This is a genomic window from Chromobacterium sp. ASV23 (assembly GCF_016428945.1).
Classification (GTDB): domain Bacteria; phylum Pseudomonadota; class Gammaproteobacteria; order Burkholderiales; family Chromobacteriaceae; genus Chromobacterium; species Chromobacterium sinusclupearum.
On record NZ_JAELTR010000003.1, the window covers coordinates 1 to 17,251 of the forward strand.

General features: G+C 63.6%; 19 protein-coding genes. 8 read left to right on the forward strand and 11 right to left on the reverse strand.

Going from position 1 to position 17,251, the window contains the following annotated elements; genetic code table 11:
• On the reverse strand, positions 1-710 hold a 710-nt coding region (rsxB, locus tag JHD59_RS02060), incomplete at its 3' end, for an electron transport complex subunit RsxB (RefSeq protein ID WP_233163851.1).
• Between the two features lie 81 nt (positions 711-791).
• A complete protein-coding gene (locus JHD59_RS02065) occupies positions 792-1,685 on the reverse strand; it encodes a LysR substrate-binding domain-containing protein (protein WP_199152952.1) in 894 nt (297 codons plus the stop codon).
• A 108-nt stretch (positions 1,686-1,793) separates the two neighbouring features.
• Here JHD59_RS02065 and JHD59_RS02070 point away from each other — a divergent pair, with 108 nt between their 5' ends.
• Genes JHD59_RS02070 through JHD59_RS02080 form a run of 3 tightly spaced genes read left to right on the forward strand, consistent with a single transcriptional unit; the run spans position 1,794 to position 3,079 of the window.
• A complete protein-coding gene (locus JHD59_RS02070; RefSeq protein ID WP_199152953.1) occupies positions 1,794-2,108 on the forward strand; it encodes a carboxymuconolactone decarboxylase family protein in 315 nt (104 codons plus the stop codon).
• Between the two features lie 9 nt (positions 2,109-2,117).
• Positions 2,118-2,525: a tautomerase family protein gene (locus JHD59_RS02075; protein ID WP_199152954.1), complete on the forward strand. Its 408-nt coding sequence runs from the start codon at positions 2,118-2,120 to the stop codon at positions 2,523-2,525.
• Positions 2,519-3,079 carry a DUF4865 family protein gene (locus JHD59_RS02080; protein ID WP_199152955.1) on the forward strand — a complete coding sequence of 187 codons (561 nt, stop codon included), beginning with the start codon at positions 2,519-2,521 and terminating at the stop codon, positions 3,077-3,079. Before JHD59_RS02075 ends, JHD59_RS02080 begins: the two co-directional genes overlap by 7 nt.
• Positions 3,080-3,172: 93 nt before the next feature.
• On the opposite strand, the gene JHD59_RS02085 is transcribed toward JHD59_RS02080, so the two are convergent.
• Positions 3,173-4,138, reverse strand: coding sequence for a transporter (locus JHD59_RS02085; RefSeq protein WP_233163852.1), 966 nt, complete (start codon positions 4,136-4,138; stop codon positions 3,173-3,175).
• A gap of 171 nt (positions 4,139-4,309) precedes the next feature.
• On the opposite strand from JHD59_RS02085, the gene JHD59_RS02090 reads away from it, so the two are divergent.
• The gene (locus JHD59_RS02090; RefSeq protein WP_199152956.1) at positions 4,310-4,840 is read left to right on the forward strand and encodes a GNAT family N-acetyltransferase; all 531 of its coding nucleotides are present in this window, start codon (positions 4,310-4,312) and stop codon (positions 4,838-4,840) included.
• A 211-nt stretch (positions 4,841-5,051) separates the two neighbouring features.
• Here the strand turns inward: JHD59_RS02090 and acs are convergent, their stop codons facing one another.
• The 5 genes from acs to JHD59_RS02115 all read right to left on the reverse strand — a co-directional run bounded on the left by acs (position 5,052) and on the right by JHD59_RS02115 (position 10,186).
• On the reverse strand, positions 5,052-7,016 hold the full coding sequence (acs, locus tag JHD59_RS02095; RefSeq protein WP_199152957.1) for an acetate--CoA ligase: 1,965 nt from the start codon (positions 7,014-7,016) through the stop codon (positions 5,052-5,054).
• A 72-nt stretch (positions 7,017-7,088) separates the two neighbouring features.
• Positions 7,089-8,768, reverse strand: coding sequence for a cation acetate symporter (locus JHD59_RS02100; protein ID WP_199152958.1), 1,680 nt, complete (start codon positions 8,766-8,768; stop codon positions 7,089-7,091).
• Positions 8,768-9,076 (reverse strand): DUF485 domain-containing protein, encoded by a 309-nt coding sequence (locus JHD59_RS02105; RefSeq protein ID WP_103318538.1) that lies wholly within the window; start codon positions 9,074-9,076, stop codon positions 8,768-8,770. Before JHD59_RS02105 ends, JHD59_RS02100 begins: the two co-directional genes overlap by 1 nt.
• 385 nt (positions 9,077-9,461) lie before the next feature.
• Positions 9,462-9,662, reverse strand: a complete 201-nt coding sequence (locus tag JHD59_RS02110) for a hypothetical protein (protein WP_199152959.1) — start codon at positions 9,660-9,662, stop codon at positions 9,462-9,464.
• 77 nt (positions 9,663-9,739) lie between these two features.
• Positions 9,740-10,186, reverse strand: coding sequence for a lysozyme (locus tag JHD59_RS02115; protein WP_199152960.1), 447 nt, complete (start codon positions 10,184-10,186; stop codon positions 9,740-9,742).
• Positions 10,187-10,492: 306 nt separating this feature from the next.
• On the opposite strand from JHD59_RS02115, the gene JHD59_RS02120 reads away from it, so the two are divergent.
• Genes JHD59_RS02120 through JHD59_RS02130 form a run of 3 tightly spaced genes read left to right on the forward strand, consistent with a single transcriptional unit; the run spans position 10,493 to position 12,236 of the window.
• The gene (locus JHD59_RS02120) at positions 10,493-11,035 is read left to right on the forward strand and encodes a cytochrome b (RefSeq protein WP_199152961.1); all 543 of its coding nucleotides are present in this window, start codon (positions 10,493-10,495) and stop codon (positions 11,033-11,035) included.
• Positions 11,036-11,056: 21 nt separating this feature from the next.
• On the forward strand, positions 11,057-11,626 hold the full coding sequence (locus JHD59_RS02125; protein WP_103318529.1) for a YceI family protein: 570 nt from the start codon (positions 11,057-11,059) through the stop codon (positions 11,624-11,626).
• A 31-nt stretch (positions 11,627-11,657) separates the two neighbouring features.
• Positions 11,658-12,236 (forward strand): YceI family protein, encoded by a 579-nt coding sequence (locus JHD59_RS02130; protein WP_199152962.1) that lies wholly within the window; start codon positions 11,658-11,660, stop codon positions 12,234-12,236.
• A 67-nt stretch (positions 12,237-12,303) separates the two neighbouring features.
• On the opposite strand, the gene JHD59_RS02135 is transcribed toward JHD59_RS02130, so the two are convergent.
• Positions 12,304-12,555 (reverse strand): hypothetical protein, encoded by a 252-nt coding sequence (locus JHD59_RS02135; RefSeq protein ID WP_199152963.1) that lies wholly within the window; start codon positions 12,553-12,555, stop codon positions 12,304-12,306.
• A gap of 244 nt (positions 12,556-12,799) precedes the next feature.
• On the opposite strand from JHD59_RS02135, the gene sph reads away from it, so the two are divergent.
• Positions 12,800-14,335 (forward strand): sphingomyelin phosphodiesterase, encoded by a 1,536-nt coding sequence (gene sph, locus JHD59_RS02140; protein WP_199152964.1) that lies wholly within the window; start codon positions 12,800-12,802, stop codon positions 14,333-14,335.
• Here sph and JHD59_RS02145 read toward each other — a convergent pair.
• Together JHD59_RS02145 and JHD59_RS02150 are read right to left on the reverse strand one after the other, a co-directional pair.
• Positions 14,317-15,444 carry an NAD(P)/FAD-dependent oxidoreductase gene (locus tag JHD59_RS02145; RefSeq protein WP_199152965.1) on the reverse strand — a complete coding sequence of 376 codons (1,128 nt, stop codon included), beginning with the start codon at positions 15,442-15,444 and terminating at the stop codon, positions 14,317-14,319. The two genes, sph and JHD59_RS02145, sit on opposite strands and share 19 nt — an antisense overlap.
• The gene (locus JHD59_RS02150) at positions 15,434-17,248 is read right to left on the reverse strand and encodes a LodA/GoxA family CTQ-dependent oxidase (protein ID WP_199152966.1); all 1,815 of its coding nucleotides are present in this window, start codon (positions 17,246-17,248) and stop codon (positions 15,434-15,436) included. Before JHD59_RS02150 ends, JHD59_RS02145 begins: the two co-directional genes overlap by 11 nt.
• Between the last annotated feature and the right edge of the window lie 3 nt (positions 17,249-17,251).

A 17,251-nucleotide genomic window follows, 5' to 3' on the forward strand; every position in this document is an offset into this window, starting at 1 on the left:
CCCCCCCCCCCCCCCCCCCCCCCCCCCCCCCCCCCCCCCCCCCCCCCCCCCCCCTTTTCACGCAGAAGACGGCATACGCGATAATTGGCGGAGTCTCGTGGGCTCGGAGATGTGTATAAGAGACAGGTCGCGGCCTGCGCCGCCGCTGGGGCGGGCGATGCCGGGACGGCGGCGCGTTCGGCCAGCCGCTTCGCCTTGTCCGCCGCATCGCGCGCCTTGCGCGCCTGGCGGGCATCATAGCGCTTGCGGGCCAGGGCGGCGCGCGCCATCACGCGTTCGCGTTTGCCGTCGTCGGGGTCGGTTACCGGTACCAGGTCGATGCAGTCCACCGGACAGGGCGCCAGGCACAGTTCGCAGCCGGTGCATTCGTCGGCGATCACGGTGTGCATCTGCTTGGCCGCGCCGACGATGGCGTCTACCGGACAGGCCTGGATGCACAGCGTACAGCCTATGCAGCTGTCCTCGCGTATCACCGCCAGCGCGCGCGGCTTGGGCTGCGGCCCGGCAGGGTCGAACGGGATGACCGGCTGATTCAGCAGCGCCGCCAGCGCCCGCACGCCGTCCTCGCCGCCCGGCGGGCAGCGGTTGATCGGGTCGCGGCCTTCCGCCAGCGCCTCGGCGTACGGGCGGCAGCCGGCGTGGCTGCACTGACCGCACTGGGTCTGGGGTAGGAGGGCGTCGATCCGGTCGACGAGTGTGATGACGGCCATGCTACGGATTCCGCTTCAAAAACCATTAATTATCAATGTTAAGAGCTTTTGCTTCAACTCCCGCAATGCGCGGACGCTTTCTTATGCGATGGCAGTCTCTTCAGGCATGCGCTCCGCCAGGCTGTCCAGCAGGATGCGGCGCAGCTGCTCCGCGGCATCGGGCAGCGGCGTTTGCGTCCGCAGCAGCGCCAGTTCCAGCCGTGGCAGCGAGGGCAATCCGCATTCCGCGGGAGACAGGGCGCGTAAGTCCGAAGGCAGACCCAAAGCCGTGCGGGCGCTGATGCCCAAGCCGGCGCGCACCGCGGACCACAGGCCAGCCAGGCTGCTGCCGCTGACCGCCACCCGCCAGGGCAGGCCTGCCTGGTCCAGGGCATCGAAGGCCAGCCGCCGCACCAGGCAGGGCGCGTCGAATAGCACCAGGGGCAGCGGCCGTCCCGCTATGCTTGGCTGGCTTTCTTTCCGGCCTATCCAGTGCAATTGCGCCTGGCCCAATCTGTCCTGATGCGGCCAGGGCATGCCATCGCTCCATAGCAGGGCCAGGTCCAACTGGCCGCTGCGCAGCGCTTGCTGCAGCTCCAGGCTGCGGCCGACCCTCACTTCCACATGGACCTCCGGGCAGGCGCGGGCGAAAAGGCCCAGCGCTTGCGGAAGCATGCCTTCGCCGAAATCCTCGGCCAGCCCCAGCCGCACGCTGCCGGCCAACTCCGCGCCGCGCACCGCCTGCACGGCCTCGTCATTCAGCTCCAGCAAGCGGCGGGCATAGGACAGCAAAACCTCGCCGGCCGGAGTCGGCTCCAGCCCGCGTCCGTTTTTTTGCAGGATGGGTACGCCGGCTTGTTCTTCCAGTTTTTTCAGCTGGGCGCTGACAGCGGAGGTGGAGCGATGCAGCCGCTCCGCCGCGCGGGCAAAGCTGCCCAGTTCCACGCCGCTGGCGAAGCTTTGCAGCGCTTCCGGGTCCAGCAGGATTTTGCGCATTCAAATAATCCTGTTTTTTAAGATGGTTAGTAAAAATATATGCGATTTTCAGGATGGTTTGCCAGGGCTACAGTAAGCGCATGTATTTACCGATGCCAAGGAGTACCGATGTTTTCTATACCAGAAGCCTTGCCCCGCCTCGCCCCCAAGCTGGAACAACTGACGCGCGAGGTATTGTTTGGGGATGCGTGGCAGCGCGCGGTGCTGTCTCCACGCGAACGCAGCCTGATCACGATCGCCGCCTTGCTTGGTCAATCGCGGCCGCACGCGCTGGAATTCCACCTGAGACGCGGGCTGGACAACGGCTTAAGCGCAGAGGAATTGGGCGAATTACTGACTCATCTGACCTTTTATGTCGGTTGGCCATCCGCAACCGCCGCGCTGGGGCAGCTGGATGCCGTTCTGGCCGATCAGACAAGATAGGAGAGCCTCATGCCGTATGCCCGTATTTCCCTGCTTAAAGGCAAGCCGCCGCGCTATCTGCGTGCGCTGGCCGATGGTGTCCATCAGGCCATGGTGGAGTGCTTTGCCGTGCCGCCGGCCGACCGTTTCCAACTGATCCACCAGCACGACGCGGGCGAAATGATCTTCGACCGCGACTACGCCGGCGGCCCGCGTTCAGATGATTTTGTGCTGGTGGCCATCCAGACCGGCCGGCCGCGCACGGCTGCAGCCAAGGCCGCCCTGTTTGCGCGGATGGCGGAGATACTGGCCGAATCGCCTGGCTTGGCCCCGGCCGACCTGCTGGTGGTGATTGCTGACGGTGAGATGGACAACTGGTCATTCAGCCATGGCCGCCAAGCCTCGGCATTGGGCCGAGAGGAGCTGCAATCATGCTGACCATGCAATATCGCATCGTTTTACCGACTGATTATCCGATGGAAATCATCGAGCGCCGCATCGCCGAGCGCGGCCATCTGACCGACGGGCTGTCGGGACTGGCGTTCAAGGCCTACCTGTATGCGATCAAGGGCGAGCCGGGCGCGCTGTTCAATGCCTATGCGCCGTTCTATCTGTGGCGGACGGCGGAGGGCATGCGCGACTTTCTGTCCGGCCCCGGTTTTGCCGCGCTGAGCGAATCGTTTGGCCGCCCCATTGTGAATGGCGCCGTGGCCTGGTTCGGCGAGTGGAAAGGCGAGGCGGAAGCGGCGCGCCATGCGGTGATCGAGCGCCTCTCCTTGGCGGCAGTGGAGTCTTTGGCGGCGCGGCGCACGGCGGAGGAGGACTGGGGGCGGACGCGGTTGCAGGATGCGAATACGCTGGCGGCGGCAAGCGCTTTCGATCCCTCGACGTGGCTGCTCACGCGCATCGTGCTGCTGCGTGAGGCACCGGACAATCTAGCGCTCGGCTGCGAGCATTACCGCGTGGGGAGGGTATCGCGGGGCGCGGAGTGATGTGTGTAGGGCTGATGCCCCGCTTGCGGGGCGATCTGCCATCCATTGTCTGCCAATGGCGGAGCGCCCTCCGGGCTTCCGCCCTACGAACAATCAGATCGGCACAAACAGCGTCAGCCAGGCGTTCCAGCCAGACGTGCGGTTGTGGGCGTCGAATTCGTCGTAGGCTTTCAGGTTGGCGTACCACTTCTGCTGGCCCACTTTGAAGAAATAGCCCAGCTGCGGGCCGAGGCCGGCGACGCGGGCTTTGTAATCTTTTTTGCCCAGTCCCGGCGCGCTGTCGTTTTCCAACTGATGGTAGGCGTAGCCGACCAGGCCGATGTGGAAGTCTTCATTCAGAAACTGCGAGAGCGAGACATCCAGGTGGGCGTCGTTGCCGTTTTTGTAGTCGGTGTCCGGGTTCTTTTGGTTGAATGTCAGCCCCAATACGGCGGAAAACTCGGTGCCGGTTTTTTCATTGAGATAGGTGTAGCCGCCGCCGCCGTCATAGGACCAGTGGTTCAGGCCCAGGTTGGCGTTGCGGTTGGGGTCGTAGGAACCAACCGGCACGCCCATGGTGGCGTAGGCCAGGTAGTTGTGGTTGCCGCCGTTCCATTTCATCGTCGCCATCGGGTATAGATCGCCGAAGCCGTCATGGACGTCATCGCTGCTTTGCGAGCGCGTTCTGCCGCGCACGGTGGTGGTGGATTGGCTGGCGTAGGCCTCGGCGCGGCCATAGTAGCCGGTCATCGAGACCGCCAGCTGCGCGCCGGCTACCGGCGTGGCAAAGGTGTATGTCGGAGACACAAACAGCAAATCATTCGGCGTGCTCTGCAGGCTAGCAGAGACCGTGCCTTTTCTGTTGCGTTTGACGCTCTCGGAGCTGGCTTTGCCGTGATAGGCGCTGAAACTCCAGGACCAGCCCGGATCGTTTTGCACGGCGGCGAAAGTGCCGATCTGTCCCGGCAGCCAGAAACTCACGCCGTTTTCATCGGCGCGGGCGGGCGTGGACAGGACGAGGCAGGCGGCGGCGGCCAAGGCGGCAAGGCTGAGGGCGGGGATTCGGTCTGGCGTGTTCATCTTTATTCTCATCGACGGTGCCTGATGGTCAGGTCTGTAACTGATTTGGATCATCGCAGATAAATATGACGTCTGCCAGCGGCGGCGCGCTGCCGGATCGCTTTACTCCAGTGGTATGCTGTATGAATTTTACTGATCTGCAGCCTGGGCGAGATGATCAGAGGGATGAGGATGAGCATTCGGCTATTGCCGCCGCAAGCGGAGGACGCAGGGGCGCTGCTGGCTTTCGAGCTGAGCAATCGTGCCTATTTCGAGCACTGGATCAATGCGCGGCCTGAGGCTTATTACCGGCTGGACGCGGTGCGGGAGGCGATAGGCGCGGCGGCGGGGGAAGCCCAGGCCGATGCCGGGTATCAGTATCTGATCTGGCGAGGCGACGAAATCGTCGGCCGCATCAATCTGCGTGGGGTGGAGCGGCGGTATTTCCACAAGGCGGAGCTGGGTTACCGCATAGGCGAAGCGCATGCCGGACAAGGCATCGCCAGCCAGGCTTTGGCCGACCTGCGCGAGCTGGCGTTCGGCGAGCTTGGTCTGGCCAGGCTGGAGGCCACTGTGCGGCCGGCCAATCCTGGCTCGCTCAAGGTGCTGCAGCGCAATGGCTTTACGGTGTTCGGCAAGGCCGAGAAGAGCATGCTGCTGCATGGGCAATGGCATGATCTGTGGCATATGGCGTGTCGTTCGCCGCATATTCGTTTCCAATAAACCATAAAACCTTTATTGGCCACGGAATCACACGGACAAGATCCATGCATGCCTGTGCGGTGGACATTCCGCTGAATTTCGGCAACGGGCAAGGCGCTAATGGCGCGGTTGGCGGCGGCTTGGCTGCGTTCTATTTCGTTTCTGCAGCTCTGATGTTTTGAAAAAAAAGGCCGTCGCGCGGGCGACGGCCAATCAGGCTCTCCTCAAGGGATTACAGCGGCTGCTGCAGCTGCGCCAGGATTTGCGGATTTTCCAGCGTGGATACGTCCTGGGTGATCTCCTCGCCCTTGGCGATGGAGCGCAGCAGGCGCCGCATGATCTTGCCGGAACGGGTCTTGGGCAGGTTTTCGCCGAAGCGGATGTCGTCCGGCTGCGCGATCTTGCCGATCTCGTGCGCCACCCAGTTTTTCAGCTCGGCCGCCACGGTCTTGGCGGCTTCGCCCTGCGGGCGCGGCCCCTTCAGCACCACGAAGGCCACCACCGCCTCACCCTTGACCTCGTGCGGCTTCCCGACTACGGCGGCTTCCGCCACCAGCGGGTTGGCCACCAGCGCCGATTCGATCTCCATGGTGCCCAGGCGGTGGCCGGACACGTTCAGCACGTCGTCGATGCGGCCCATGATCCAGAAGTAGCCGCTCTCGTCGCGGTGGGCGGAATCGCCGGCCAGATAGTATTTGCCGTCGAATTCATCCGGGAAGTAGGTTTTCTTGAAGCGGTCCGGGTCATTCCAGATGGTGCGCACCAGGCTGGGGAAGGGCTTCTTGATCACCAGGAAGCCGCCGCGGCCCGGTTCCACCTGGGCGCCGGATTCGTCCACGATATCGGCGATGATGCCGGGCAAGGGCAGGGTGCAGGAGCCCGGCTTGGTGGGCACCGCGCCCGGCAGCGGCGCGATCATCGCGGAGCCGGTTTCGGTCTGCCACCAGGTGTCGACGATGGGGCAGCGGCCGCCGCCCACGGTTTCGTAATACCAGATCCAGGCTTCGGGGTTGATCGGCTCGCCCACCGTGCCCAGCACGCGCAAGGACGACAGATCGTACTGTTTGGGCAGGTCGGCGCCCAGTTTGATCAGCGAGCGGATCGCCGTCGGCGCGGTATAGAAGATGGAAACCTTGTGCTGTTCGATCATGCGCCAGAAGCGGCCGGCGTCCGGGTAGGTGGGCACGCCTTCGAAGATGACCTGGGTGGCGGCATTGGCCAGCGGGCCGTAGCAGACGTAGCTGTGGCCGGTGATCCAGCCCACATCGGCGGTGCACCAGTACACGTCGTTGGGTTTGTAGTCGAACACCCAGCGGAAGCTGTTCATCGCGCCCAGCAGATAGCCGGCGGTGCTGTGCTGGATGCCCTTGGGCTTGCCGGTGGAGCCTGAGGTGTAGAGGATGAACAGCGGGTCTTCGGCGTTCATCCATTCCGGTTCGCACGTTTCGCTCTGGCCTTCGATCAGCTTGTGCCACCACACATCGCGGCCATCGGTCCAGTTGGCGCCGCCGTTGGTGCGCTGGTAGACCACCACGTGCTTGACCGATTCCGCGCCTTCCAGCGCCAGCGCCTCGTCCACGGTGGGTTTCAGCGGCACGTTCTTGCCGCCGCGCATGCCTTCGTTGGCGGTGATGACCACGCTGGCGCCGGCGTCCTGGATGCGGTCGCGCACCGCGCCGGCGGAGAAGCCGCCAAACACCACGGAGTGGATGGCGCCGATGCGGGCGCAGGCCTGCATGGCCACTACGGCCTCAATGCCCATCGGCATGTACACCACCACGCGGTCGCCCTTCTTGACGCCCAGGCTTTTCAGGCCGTTGGCGAACTGGCAGACGCGGCGGTGCAGTTCGGCATAGGTGATGCGGGTGACGTCGCCGTCGTCGGCTTCAAAGATGATGGCGATCTTGTTGGCGTTGGCGGCCAGATGGCGGTCCAGGCAGTTGTAGGACGCGTTCAGCACCCCATCCTCGAACCATTTGAAGAACGGCGCCTGGCTGTCGTCCAGCACGCGGGAGAACGGCTTTTTCCAGGTGATCAGTTCGCGCGCCAGATCCCCCCAGAACGACAGGTAGTGATCGTCGGCCTGTTCGCACAGGGCGTTGTAGGCCTCCATGCCGCTGATCGTCGCCTTGCGGCGGAACTCGTCCGACGGGGCGAAGCTGCGGGTTTCCTTGAGGATGGAATCTAGCGTCGACATGTATTTCTCCAGAGTCTTTGATGTTGTCGCCGCGCGCCGTGACAGCGCGCGGCCTGTCTATGATATTGACATTCAGTGCTTGCTGGCGCCACTGGCGCCGATGCCGGTCATCGCCCGCACGTACTGGGCGTCGAACTTGGCCTTTTCATCCGCGGCTTGCTTGGACGTATCCAGCACCGAAATCAGCCAGGTGGCGACGAAGGCCAGGGTCATCGAGAACAGGGCCGGGTTCTTGTACGGGAAGACGGCATGTTCATGCTTCAGCACTTCCACCCATACCGTCGGTCCCAGCACGATCAGCACCACGGCGCTGAGCAGGCCGATCAGGCCGCCGATGACCGCGCCGCGCGTGGTCAGCCCCTTCCAGAACATCGACAGGAACAGCACCGGGAAGTTTGCCGAAGCGGCGATGGAGAAGGCCAGGCCCACCATGAAGGCGATGTTCTGCTTCTCGAACACCAGGCCCAGCACGATGGCTACCACGCCCAGCACCACGGTGGTGATCTTGGAGACGCGGATCTCGTCGGCCTCGTTGGCCTTGCCGTGCTTGAACACGCTGGCGTACAGATCGTGCGACACCGCGCTGGCGCCGGACAGCGCCAGGCCCGACACCACCGCCAGAATGGTGGCGAAGGCCACGGCGGAGATGAAACCGAGGAAGATGTTGCCGCCAACGGCGTCCGCCAGATGGATGGCTGCCATATTGCTGCCGCCCACCAGTTGGTGCACTTCCTTGCCGTCCTTCATCACTGTTTCCATCATTCCCGGCTGATTCAGCACCAGCATGATGGCGCCGAAGCCGATGATGAAGGTCAGGATATAGAAGTAGCCGATGAAGCCGGTGGCGAAGAACACCGACTTGCGCGCCTCCTTGGCGTCGGCGACGGTGAAGAAGCGCATCAGGATGTGCGGCAGGCCGGCGGTGCCGAACATCAGCGCCAGGCCCAATGAGATGGAGTCGATCGGATCGGCCTTGCCCGGCGACATGATGGCGATGCCCTTGCTGTGCGCGGCGACGGCTTTTTCAAACATCAGTTCCGGGTTGAAGCCGACCGTGGCCAGCACCATCAGCGCCATGAAGGTGGCGCCGGCTAGCAGCAGCACGGCCTTGATGATCTGCACCCAGGTGGTGGCCAGCATGCCGCCGAACAGCACGTAGCACACCATCAGCACGCCCACCATCAGCACGGCCGAACCGTAGCTCATGCCGAACAAGAGCTGGATCAGCTTGCCGGCACCCACCATCTGCGCGATCAAGTACATCGCCACCACCACCAGGGTGGACAGCGCGGCGAAGCTGCGCACCGGTCCTTGCTGCAGACGGTAGGACGCCACATCGGCGAAGGTGTACTTGCCGAGGTTGCGCAGCCGCTCCGCCACCAGGAACAGGATGATGGGCCAGCCCACCAGGAAGCCCATCGAGTAGATCAGGCCATCGTAGCCCTTGTCGAACACCAGAGCGGAAATCCCCAGGAAGGACGCCGCCGACATATAGTCGCCGGCGATGGCCAGCCCATTCTGGAAGCCGGTGATGCCGCCGCCGGCGGCGTAGAAGTCGCTGGCCGACTTGGTGCGGCGCGCCGCCCAGTAGGTGATGCCCAGCGTGAAGGCGACGAACAGGAAGAACATGATGATGGCGTGCCAATTGGTGGCCTGCTGCTTGACATCGCCTTCTATCGCGCCCGCCGCCAACGCCAGCGTGGGCAGCAGGGCCGCCGTGCCGGCGGCCAGGGAGAGTTTGCGTGGCTGCATTATCGGGACTCCTCGACGATCTGTTGGGTCAGCGGGTCGAACTCGCGGTTGGCGCGGCGCACGTAGATGCCGGTCAGCACGAAGGCGGACAGGATGATGCAAATGCCCACCGGGATGCCCACCGTCATGGTGGCGCCAGCATACAGCGGCTTGCCCAGCAAGGACGGGTCGAAAGCCAGAACCAGAATGTAGCCGTAATAAATGGCCAGCATGACGATGGCCAGGGTCCAGCCGAGGCTGGTTTTCTTGTGGACCAGTTCCAAGTACTTCGGATTGGACTGGATCTTCTTCAGAGTCTCCTCATTCATGACATCCTCCTTTGGGGGTGTGCTGCGCTTGAAGGGGCGCTGATCCAAACATACGAGAGGACGGCGGCGGTAATCTAATCGTATTTTTTGATGCGGTAAATTTGTCACGCCGATGATGGATTGGGAAATATTATGAAAATCAATAGTCTGCAGTGGAATTTTTGCTCGAATTTGCGGTGGCTGCGCTGTTTGTCATAATGACGTCGGGTTGTTGGTTGCGATTGGGGTTGAGGGGCAATCAGTTGGATATGCCGCGGGGGCTGGCTGAGATAAGCGGCTGACTCAATGCTGGGGCGAAGATGGCGGCAGGGCAGCCACACCCTTATATGGCCGGGAGGCGGTGGCGCGTTCAGGCTGAACCTGGCCACCCGGCAACCTTGCCAAGTCAGCCGCGCGGGGGAGTCGTTTTGGGGTCGAAGCGCATGCAGGTCTGGCCGGAGGCCTCCTGCACGTCGAGGCAGGGCAGGCGTTTGCTGGAAAAGCCCATCGCCCGGCAGCCATAGGGGAAGCTGGGATTGTAGGTGACGAAGTAGTGCTGGCAGCGCCGGCACAGCAATGCGCCGCGCGCGGGGCGGGAGTCTGGCATGACGGCTAGGCAAAATGACGAACCCGCCCAGCTTAGCAGCGGGCGGGTGGTTTGGGGCGATTATTCGCCGGCTAGGGTTAGGCCGTCGCGGTGACAGGCGTCAGGAACAGCGCCTGCTCGGCCAGACGGCGTTTTTGCAAGCCGGGCAGCACTTTGCCGCCGGCTTTGTCCCACAGCGGGAACTGTCCGGCCGCGCCCTGGTAGTCGCCCTGGTTCAGCAAGCGCAGCAGGGTGGAGCTTTGCAGATTGCCCAGGCCCAGGTTGTAACTGAAGCTGATCAGCGCATCGAACTGGTTCTGATTGATGGCCGCCTTGACCAGATTGGACACGCCTTGTTCAAAGCGCTGCAAGTCCTGGCTCAGCAGCTGCGTGGCCTGGCTGTTGCTGATGCTCAGGCCCGACCGGACATCGGGTCCGGTGTGGCCATAACCTATGGTCCAGACGCCGACCGAGTCCTGATAGGCGGTCAGCCGCAGCCCTTCAAATTGCTGGATCAGCTGGATGCCGTTGCTGCTGGTTTGCATGAGGTAGTCTCCTTTATCTGCAGATAGGGTGGCGAGCGCCATGAACGGTGGCGCAGATGTCACTGCGGTCGAGTCGAGCGGGCAATGGCGGCTTGGGAATCTGTTTGGTATTTTTATTTTATTGGCAATGTGCGAACGTCAAGATATAAGCCGGACTGCCGCTATTTTGGCAGCGGGAGAATCTATTGTTTATTAATGAGAAACAATAAATTTGTTTAGCCGGGCTATTTCACGAAATGAAAACCGCTTACATTGAGCATCGTCCATCGGCGGCAATGCCGTGTTGACTTTCCAGCAGAGGCTTCCATGTCCCAAACGCGTTACACCTCCACCGCCATCTTCCTGCACTGGCTGATGGCCATCATGCTGCTCTGCCTATTTGGCATGGGCTTCTATATGCATGGTTTATCGCTGTCGCCGTTCAAGCTGAAGATCTACTCCTGGCACAAATGGGCCGGCGTCACGGTGTTTTTGCTGGTGTGGCTGCGCCTGATTTGGCGCTTTGGACACCGGCCGCCCGCGCTGCCCGCCGGCATGGGCAAGGCAGTGCGGGCGCTGGCGTATGTCGGCCACTTGGTGCTGTATCTGCTGATGATCGCCATTCCGCTGTCCGGCTGGCTGATGAGCTCGGCCAAGGGCGTGCAGACGGTCTATTTTGGCGTGCTGCCGCTGCCTGATCTGATTGCGCCGAACCCCGAACTGGGGCATCGCCTGGGTGCCTTGCACACCGCGCTGAATTACCTGCTGGCGGCGACTGTGGTGGGCCATGCGGCCGCCGCGCTGAAACATCATTTGCTGGACAAGGACGACGTGCTGAGCCGCATGCTGCCGTGGCGCGCGCGTTCTTGACCCTTACCCGGAGAACTGAACATGAAAATCCAATCCCTTGCGCTGTCCTTGCTGATAGGCAGCGTCTTGGCGGCCCCGCTGGCCGCCCGCGCGGCGGCTTACACCGCCATCCAGCAGGACAAGAGCCATATCGCCTTCGGCTATAAGCAGATGGGCGTGGGCATGCAGGGCCAGTTCAAGAAATTCTCCGCCGTGCTGAATTTTGATCCGGCCAAGCCGGCGGCGTCCAAGGCTGAGCTGACGGTGGACATCGCCAGCATCGACACCGGATCGGCCGAGGCCAATGACCAAGTGTCGGACAAGGACTGGTTCAATACCAAGCAGTATCCGACCGCCCGCTTCGTATCCGGCGCCATCAAGCCGCTGGGCGGCAACCGCTTCCAGGTGGACGGCAAGCTGACCATTAAGGGCCGTACCCAGGCCGTCAGCACCGTCGCCACCATGACCCCGCAGGGCGCGATGGCGGCTTTTGACGGCGCGCTCAGCATCAAGCGCGCCGATTTCGCCATCGGCGAGGGCGACTGGAAGGACTTCGGCACCGTCGCCAATGAAATCCAGATCAAGTTCCACCTGCTGGCGCGCGCCAAATAAGCGCAGCCGCTTTCAACCAAGGAAAGAAGCCATGAACAAACTGACTCGCCTCACCCTGGCCGCCGTGGCCTTCGCCGGCTTCAGCAGCGCCGCGCTGGCCGCGCCGGAAACCTACGTCATCGACGGCACCCACACCTTCCCGCGTTTTTCTTACAGCCACTTTGGCTTCTCCACCCAGCTGAGCCGTTTTGACAAGACCAGCGGCACCATCGTCTTGGACAAGGAAGCCAAGACCGGCTCTGTGGACGTCACCATCGACATGAAATCGGTGGACACCGGCTACCCGGTGTTCAACGGCCACATCCAGGGCGCGGACTTCTTCGATACCGCCAAGTACCCGACCGCCACCTTCAAGTCCACCAAGGTGTTGTTCGACGGCGACAAGCCGACTGCCGTGGAAGGGAATCTGACCATCAAGGGCGTGACCAAGCCGGTGACGCTGACGCTGAGCAGCTTCCTGCAGCAGCCGCACCCGATGCTGAAGAAGGATGCCATCGGCGCCAATGCCAGCACCGTGGTCAAGCGCAGCGAATTCAACGCCGGCAAGTATGCGCCTTACGTCGGCGACGAAGTGACCATCACCATCGCCGTGGAAGCCATCCACGAATAAGCCGTCTTGCCGGTTTAGGACGGAAACGGCCGCGCTTCACCAAGCGCGGCCGTTTTGTTTGGCTCATTCAGTTTGATCGCCACCAGACCAGCACCGCGATGACGCTAGGCATGGTGAAAATCAGCAGAAAAATAGGCAGTTCCTCGCGCAGCGTGTAGCCGACCCGGCTGACGCCTATCCACAGATTCAAGCCGGCGGCTGCCAGCCATAGCGGGATGAAGATCAGCGCGGCGGCGGCGAAGTGGCCGCTCAGGTGGCCGCAGGCCAGGCAGACGGCCAACAGCGCCAGTCCACCCAGCATGACCAGCGCGGTATGCATGGCTTGCTCCTTGGTTTTCCATTCATCGATGACTGGGTTGAATCTCCAGCAGGCGTGATGCTTGAAGGCAGTTTAGCTTGGGCGGCCTTGGGGATAATCCACTTGTTTTTGGATTCACTGCTCGGATAATTTGAACAATCGAGCAGAGGTGTTGCGTATGTAATTTTAAATTTTTGATAATTAACCATTTTGAAATGGAGCTTGCCCAGCTTGTTCGATTTCCCCCGCTGATTGAGGACATCGAATGAGACTCGGGCATTTTCTGCTGGCCGCCTTGCTGGCGTGGACAGCGGCGGCCAGCGCCGCTCCGCCGGACGATCTGCGGCTTGCCACCTGGAACGCCATGCTGCTGCCGCAAGCGCTGTATCCGAATTACGGCCAGATGCGCCGGGTCGAGCTGATGGCGGCGTCCAGCGTCGCGCAGCGCCAGGATGTGATGGTATTCCAGGAGCTGCAGGACAATGCCGCCTCTGAGCATCTGCTGGCCTTGCTCAAGCCGCGCTATCCCTTTCAGACCCCGGTGATCGGCCGTACGCAGCAAGGCTGGGACGCGACGGAGGGCTGGAACGCGCTGAAGCCGGAGGACGGCGGCGTCGCCATCGTCAGCCGCTGGCCCATCGTTGAGCGCCGGCAATACCTGTTCGCTACGCCTGGCTGCAGCTGGGACGGACAGGCGCTGAAAGGCTTCGCCTACGCGAAAATCAATGCTGACGGACGGATTTTCCATGTCATAGGCACCCATCTGCAGTCCGAAGACAGCGGCTGCGCCAACCATGGCGACATCGCCGTGCGCCAAGCTCAGCTGCGCGAGATGGCGAACTGGATCCAAGCTAAGCACTTGCCGCCCGAGGATACCGTGATCGTCGCCGGCGACATGAATACCGACCGCAACAAGAGCGCCGAGTACCGCGCCTTGCTGGATATCCTGCAGGCGGACGAGCCGCGCTACGCCGGCATGCCGTACAGCTTCGACACCGCCGGCAACGGCATCGCGCTGGAGCGCTACGGCGCCCGGACCGGGGACGCGCCAGAGTACCTGGACTACATCCTGCTGTTGAAAGGCCACCGTCAACCGGCAGTCTGGCATAACCAGGCGCTGGACGCGGCCGCGCCGCAGTGGACCGTCGAGTCCGCCGTGGCCAAGCAGACCTTTGCCTATACCGATTACAGCGACCATTATCCGGTGCAGGCCTTCGCCTGGGCCGACGCCTCGATTCCGCAGCGCTCGCTGACCGCTCTGCCGGGCAGCTACCGCGGCGTCACGCTGCAGAATCTGGCCAATGGCCGTTACGCGCAGGCCGCGGCCGCCAATGACGGCTGGTTGAAGACCGACGCGGCCGCGCCTGGGCCGCGAGCGCGCTTCAACCTGTCCAACAACTTCTCCATGCGCGACAACGGCTGCATCCGCTCCGGCGAGTACGTCCGGTTGGAGCGGGCGGATCAGCCTGGCTGGTTCTGGACTTGGTGGGGCGGAGTCGGCGGCAACCAGTACGCTTATTACACCGCGCAGGGCGCGCTGAACCGTTCTGCCGAGCTGAGGCTGATCAATCACAGCCGTCCCGACGGCGGCTGCCTGCAGGATGGCGACGAGGTGTCGTTCAAGGATTGGGCGCGCGCCGCCGATTACTATCTGAGCGCGTGGGCAAGCGGCAGCCACGCCGACCAGGTGTACCTATGGCAAGCGGCAGCCGGCAATGCCGAGCGCTTCCGTTTGCGCTTGGGCGAGTCGCCGCGCTATCTCGACTGGTCGGCCAGGCTGCGCTACGCCAAGCGGCCTTGATAGGCGCGTGGCGCCGCGTGCTGGCTGCCGCCCAGCGGCGGCGGGCAACGCCGTTGCCAGAACGGCAGCTCCGCCCAGCGCGTTTCAAGGCCATAGTGCTGGCGGCGCTCCGTAAGATAGCGGCGGAAGCTGTCGTCGGCGCGCTGCGCATAGTGGCGGGCGGCATTGAGATTGCCGTTCAGCATGCCGACGATGGCCGGCGCCGCGGCCAGCGCGTCGCTGAGCGCGCCGCTGATGCCGGACGAGGTCAAGGGGTCCAGCCCCATCAGCGCATCGCCGACGCAGATCCAGTTGGGGCCGGCGGCTCGGGCGACGCAGCCGCTGTGCGCGGCGAAGGCGTGCAGCGGCGCGGCCTGCAGCGGCGGCGGCAGCCGTTCCGCCAGCAAGCGGGTGGCGCGCCAGGCGGCCAGAAAATTGCCGGCGTGGTCCAGGCGCTGCTCGCGGGCCAGATCCTGGTCCGTCATCAAGGCAAGCAGCGCGCGTCCGTCCGGCAGCGCGGTGGCGTACCACCAACCATGGGGGCTGGACTCCACCAGCGAATAGCCGCTCAAGTCGCCGGTGGTTTCGACATGGCAGGCCAGCGCCTGCAGCCGGTCCAGCCGATGGCGGGCCACGCCCAGTCTGGCGGCCAGCGGCGAGCGCCGTCCGCCGGCATCGACCAGCACGCGCGCGCGAACCTCCCCAATGCCGCGTACCTGCACCTTCCATCCCTCCTCATCCGGCGCCACGCCATCCACGCCCGATTGACCTAGAAATGCGACGCCGCGCGCCATCGCTTCCTGCTGCAGCATGCGGTCGAAGGCGGTCCGGTCAAGGTGCCAGCCGTGGCCGCGTCCGCGAAACAGGAAGTGGTCCAGTTGCGGCTGGTCGCTGCCCCACAGCGCCAGGTTGCCGTGGTAGGGGCTGTGGCCCGCGAAGTCTATCCGCATGTCCAGCCGCTGCAGCAGGCCCGCCACGTCCGGGGTGGCGGACTCGCCGATGCGGAACGGCTGTGCCAGCGGCCGGTCGGCCAGCAGCGTCTCGACCCCAAGGCGCTGCAAGGCCAGGGCGACGGCGCAGCCGGCCGGACCGGCGCCGGCGATCAGCACATCGTAGCGTTTAGCGGACATTGGGCGGCGGCAGGTCTTCGGGGTTGAACGGCCGCGGCAGCGCGCGCTCCACCTCGACAAAGCGCCGTTCGCCGTCCACCAGCTTTTCCATGATGAAGCCCAGGCCGGACCAGTATTTCACCATCTCGATGTCTTCGGCGAAGCTGATGTAGTCGCTGGCCATCTGGTCATAGTCGGTGCCTATCCATGGCACTTGCTTGCCGGTTTCCTGATCCGGCGCCGGCGGAGGCGAAGCCAGCATGGTCCTGGGTTGAGGTTGCGGCTCCAGGTAGACGTATTCCGGCCGCTGCGCCGGCCACCACCAGAGCGTGCGGCCATCAATCGGCTGCGACGAGCATTCGTTGAAGTCCGCTTGCCACGGGATGGCCATGTAGCGGGTGAGGTCGCCCGGCTCCATGCCGCGTTTGAGGTCGAAATCCAGGCTCAGCGGACCTTGCGGCACAAAGTGGTTGCGGATGCGGAACGGCTCGCGGTAGATGGCCGGGTTGCGCGAGATCCAGGTCATCTCAATGCCGGGCGAGAAGGGACCGCCCACGCAGTTTTCCAGCACGGCCCGGGTCAGGCTGTCGGCCGTGGCCTCCGCCTCCACAACCCGGTTGACGAAACAGCCGGCCACCCACTGCTGCAACATGAAGTATTGGGTGTCGGTCAGCCGCATGTATTTGCTGGTGGCGGTGCTGGGCACCAGGCAGTTGTCGCCGGCCAGATAGGGCATCATCGTCGCGCCGTTGGCGCTGAGGATGTTGTTTTCCTGGCTGGGCGGGCGGATGAAGTCCAGGATGTACTGGCGGAAGCCGCGGAACTCCTCGGCGCCCAGGCCGTCGGCGCCGGTGGCGCCGAGCATGCCGAAGTCGAACTGGTGAGGTTTGGGCGGTATCGCCGACACCCAGGGCATATAGGTGGCGCGCTCCAGCAGCGGACGGATCTCGGTGTGGAAATTGGGCAGGAAGCCGCTTTTGCCGGATTTCCAGAAACCGTTTTGGTAGATCTCCGGATAGTGGCCGCTGCGCACCATGGCGTCGAAGATGGTGTCGTACAAGGTCACCAGATTCGGAACCTCCGGCGCGTACTTCGGCGGGGCCACCAGCACATGAGCGGGCAGGGCTTCGATCACCGTGCCGTCGTTGAACTCGATGACGGCGCTGACCGGGCCGTCCGAGGTGTCGTCCCACCAGCCGTCGTTATTGGCATAGTCGGTGATGGTGGCGTCGGGGTCGGCGGAGCCGGAGATGCCGTAACCGCCCAGCACCAGCAGCCGGCCATCCTGGTCGGTGCGCAGTTCGCCCAGCGTGTCGATCGAATCCTTCATCGGGTACAGCGGGCTGGGCGGGAAATGGGCGCCTTGGTAGCCGGCCGGCACGGTGTGCCTGCTGAACTGTACGCCCTGTTGCCCGCGGCCGGCGATCTGGCGCGGACCGGCGTCGATCAGCAGGGTATGGCGGTCGGCCACCTGCGGGTTGCGCAAGGGGTGGTTCGAGGCGTAGCCGTCCTCGCCCTCGGCCGGCACAAAGGTGTACCAGCTGGGCTTCTTGTTGGCCAGATGGGCAGTCCAGCGGATGGTTTTGATTCCGGCGCTGGACAGCGTCAACGGTTCGCTGACGCCGTTCTCCACCTTATATACCTGAAAGCGCGCCGCCTGGCGGCATAGCCGGCCCTGCTCATCGCGGAAGTCCTGCTGCGTGAACGGTTTGCCGTCCGGCATGATGGGCAGGCCGCAGTAGCGGTCCGGTTCGATGTAGAACTTTTCCGGCGCGTTGCCGACGCGGGCGATGCCGATGGCGGGGTAGATCCGATACTCGATCATGGT

What these genes read in the sequence shown, in the direction of transcription:
- JHD59_RS02070 (WP_199152953.1), top strand. Translation starts at nt 1,794, where the DNA reads ATGTTTTCTATACCAGAAGCCTTGCCCCGCCTCGCCCCCAAGCTGGAA.
- JHD59_RS02075 (WP_199152954.1), top strand. Translation starts at nt 2,118, where the DNA reads ATGCCGTATGCCCGTATTTCCCTGCTTAAAGGCAAGCCGCCGCGCTAT.
- JHD59_RS02115 (WP_199152960.1), bottom strand. Translation starts at nt 10,186, where the DNA reads ATGCAAACCAGCAGCAACGGCATCCAGCTGATCCAGCAATTTGAAGGG.
- JHD59_RS02130 (WP_199152962.1), top strand. Translation starts at nt 11,658, where the DNA reads ATGAACAAACTGACTCGCCTCACCCTGGCCGCCGTGGCCTTCGCCGGC.
- JHD59_RS02120 (WP_199152961.1), top strand. Translation starts at nt 10,493, where the DNA reads ATGTCCCAAACGCGTTACACCTCCACCGCCATCTTCCTGCACTGGCTG.
- JHD59_RS02110 (WP_199152959.1), bottom strand. Translation starts at nt 9,662, where the DNA reads ATGCCAGACTCCCGCCCCGCGCGCGGCGCATTGCTGTGCCGGCGCTGC.
- JHD59_RS02150 (WP_199152966.1), bottom strand. Translation starts at nt 17,248, where the DNA reads ATGATCGAGTATCGGATCTACCCCGCCATCGGCATCGCCCGCGTCGGC.
- sph (WP_199152964.1), top strand. Translation starts at nt 12,800, where the DNA reads ATGAGACTCGGGCATTTTCTGCTGGCCGCCTTGCTGGCGTGGACAGCG.
- JHD59_RS02100 (WP_199152958.1), bottom strand. Translation starts at nt 8,768, where the DNA reads ATGCAGCCACGCAAACTCTCCCTGGCCGCCGGCACGGCGGCCCTGCTG.
- JHD59_RS02090 (WP_199152956.1), top strand. Translation starts at nt 4,310, where the DNA reads ATGAGCATTCGGCTATTGCCGCCGCAAGCGGAGGACGCAGGGGCGCTG.
- JHD59_RS02085 (WP_233163852.1), bottom strand. Translation starts at nt 4,138, where the DNA reads ATGAACACGCCAGACCGAATCCCCGCCCTCAGCCTTGCCGCCTTGGCC.
- JHD59_RS02080 (WP_199152955.1), top strand. Translation starts at nt 2,519, where the DNA reads ATGCTGACCATGCAATATCGCATCGTTTTACCGACTGATTATCCGATG.
- JHD59_RS02135 (WP_199152963.1), bottom strand. Translation starts at nt 12,555, where the DNA reads ATGCATACCGCGCTGGTCATGCTGGGTGGACTGGCGCTGTTGGCCGTC.
- JHD59_RS02105 (WP_103318538.1), bottom strand. Translation starts at nt 9,076, where the DNA reads ATGAATGAGGAGACTCTGAAGAAGATCCAGTCCAATCCGAAGTACTTG.
- JHD59_RS02145 (WP_199152965.1), bottom strand. Translation starts at nt 15,444, where the DNA reads ATGTCCGCTAAACGCTACGATGTGCTGATCGCCGGCGCCGGTCCGGCC.
- JHD59_RS02065 (WP_199152952.1), bottom strand. Translation starts at nt 1,685, where the DNA reads ATGCGCAAAATCCTGCTGGACCCGGAAGCGCTGCAAAGCTTCGCCAGC.
- acs (WP_199152957.1), bottom strand. Translation starts at nt 7,016, where the DNA reads ATGTCGACGCTAGATTCCATCCTCAAGGAAACCCGCAGCTTCGCCCCG.
- JHD59_RS02125 (WP_103318529.1), top strand. Translation starts at nt 11,057, where the DNA reads ATGAAAATCCAATCCCTTGCGCTGTCCTTGCTGATAGGCAGCGTCTTG.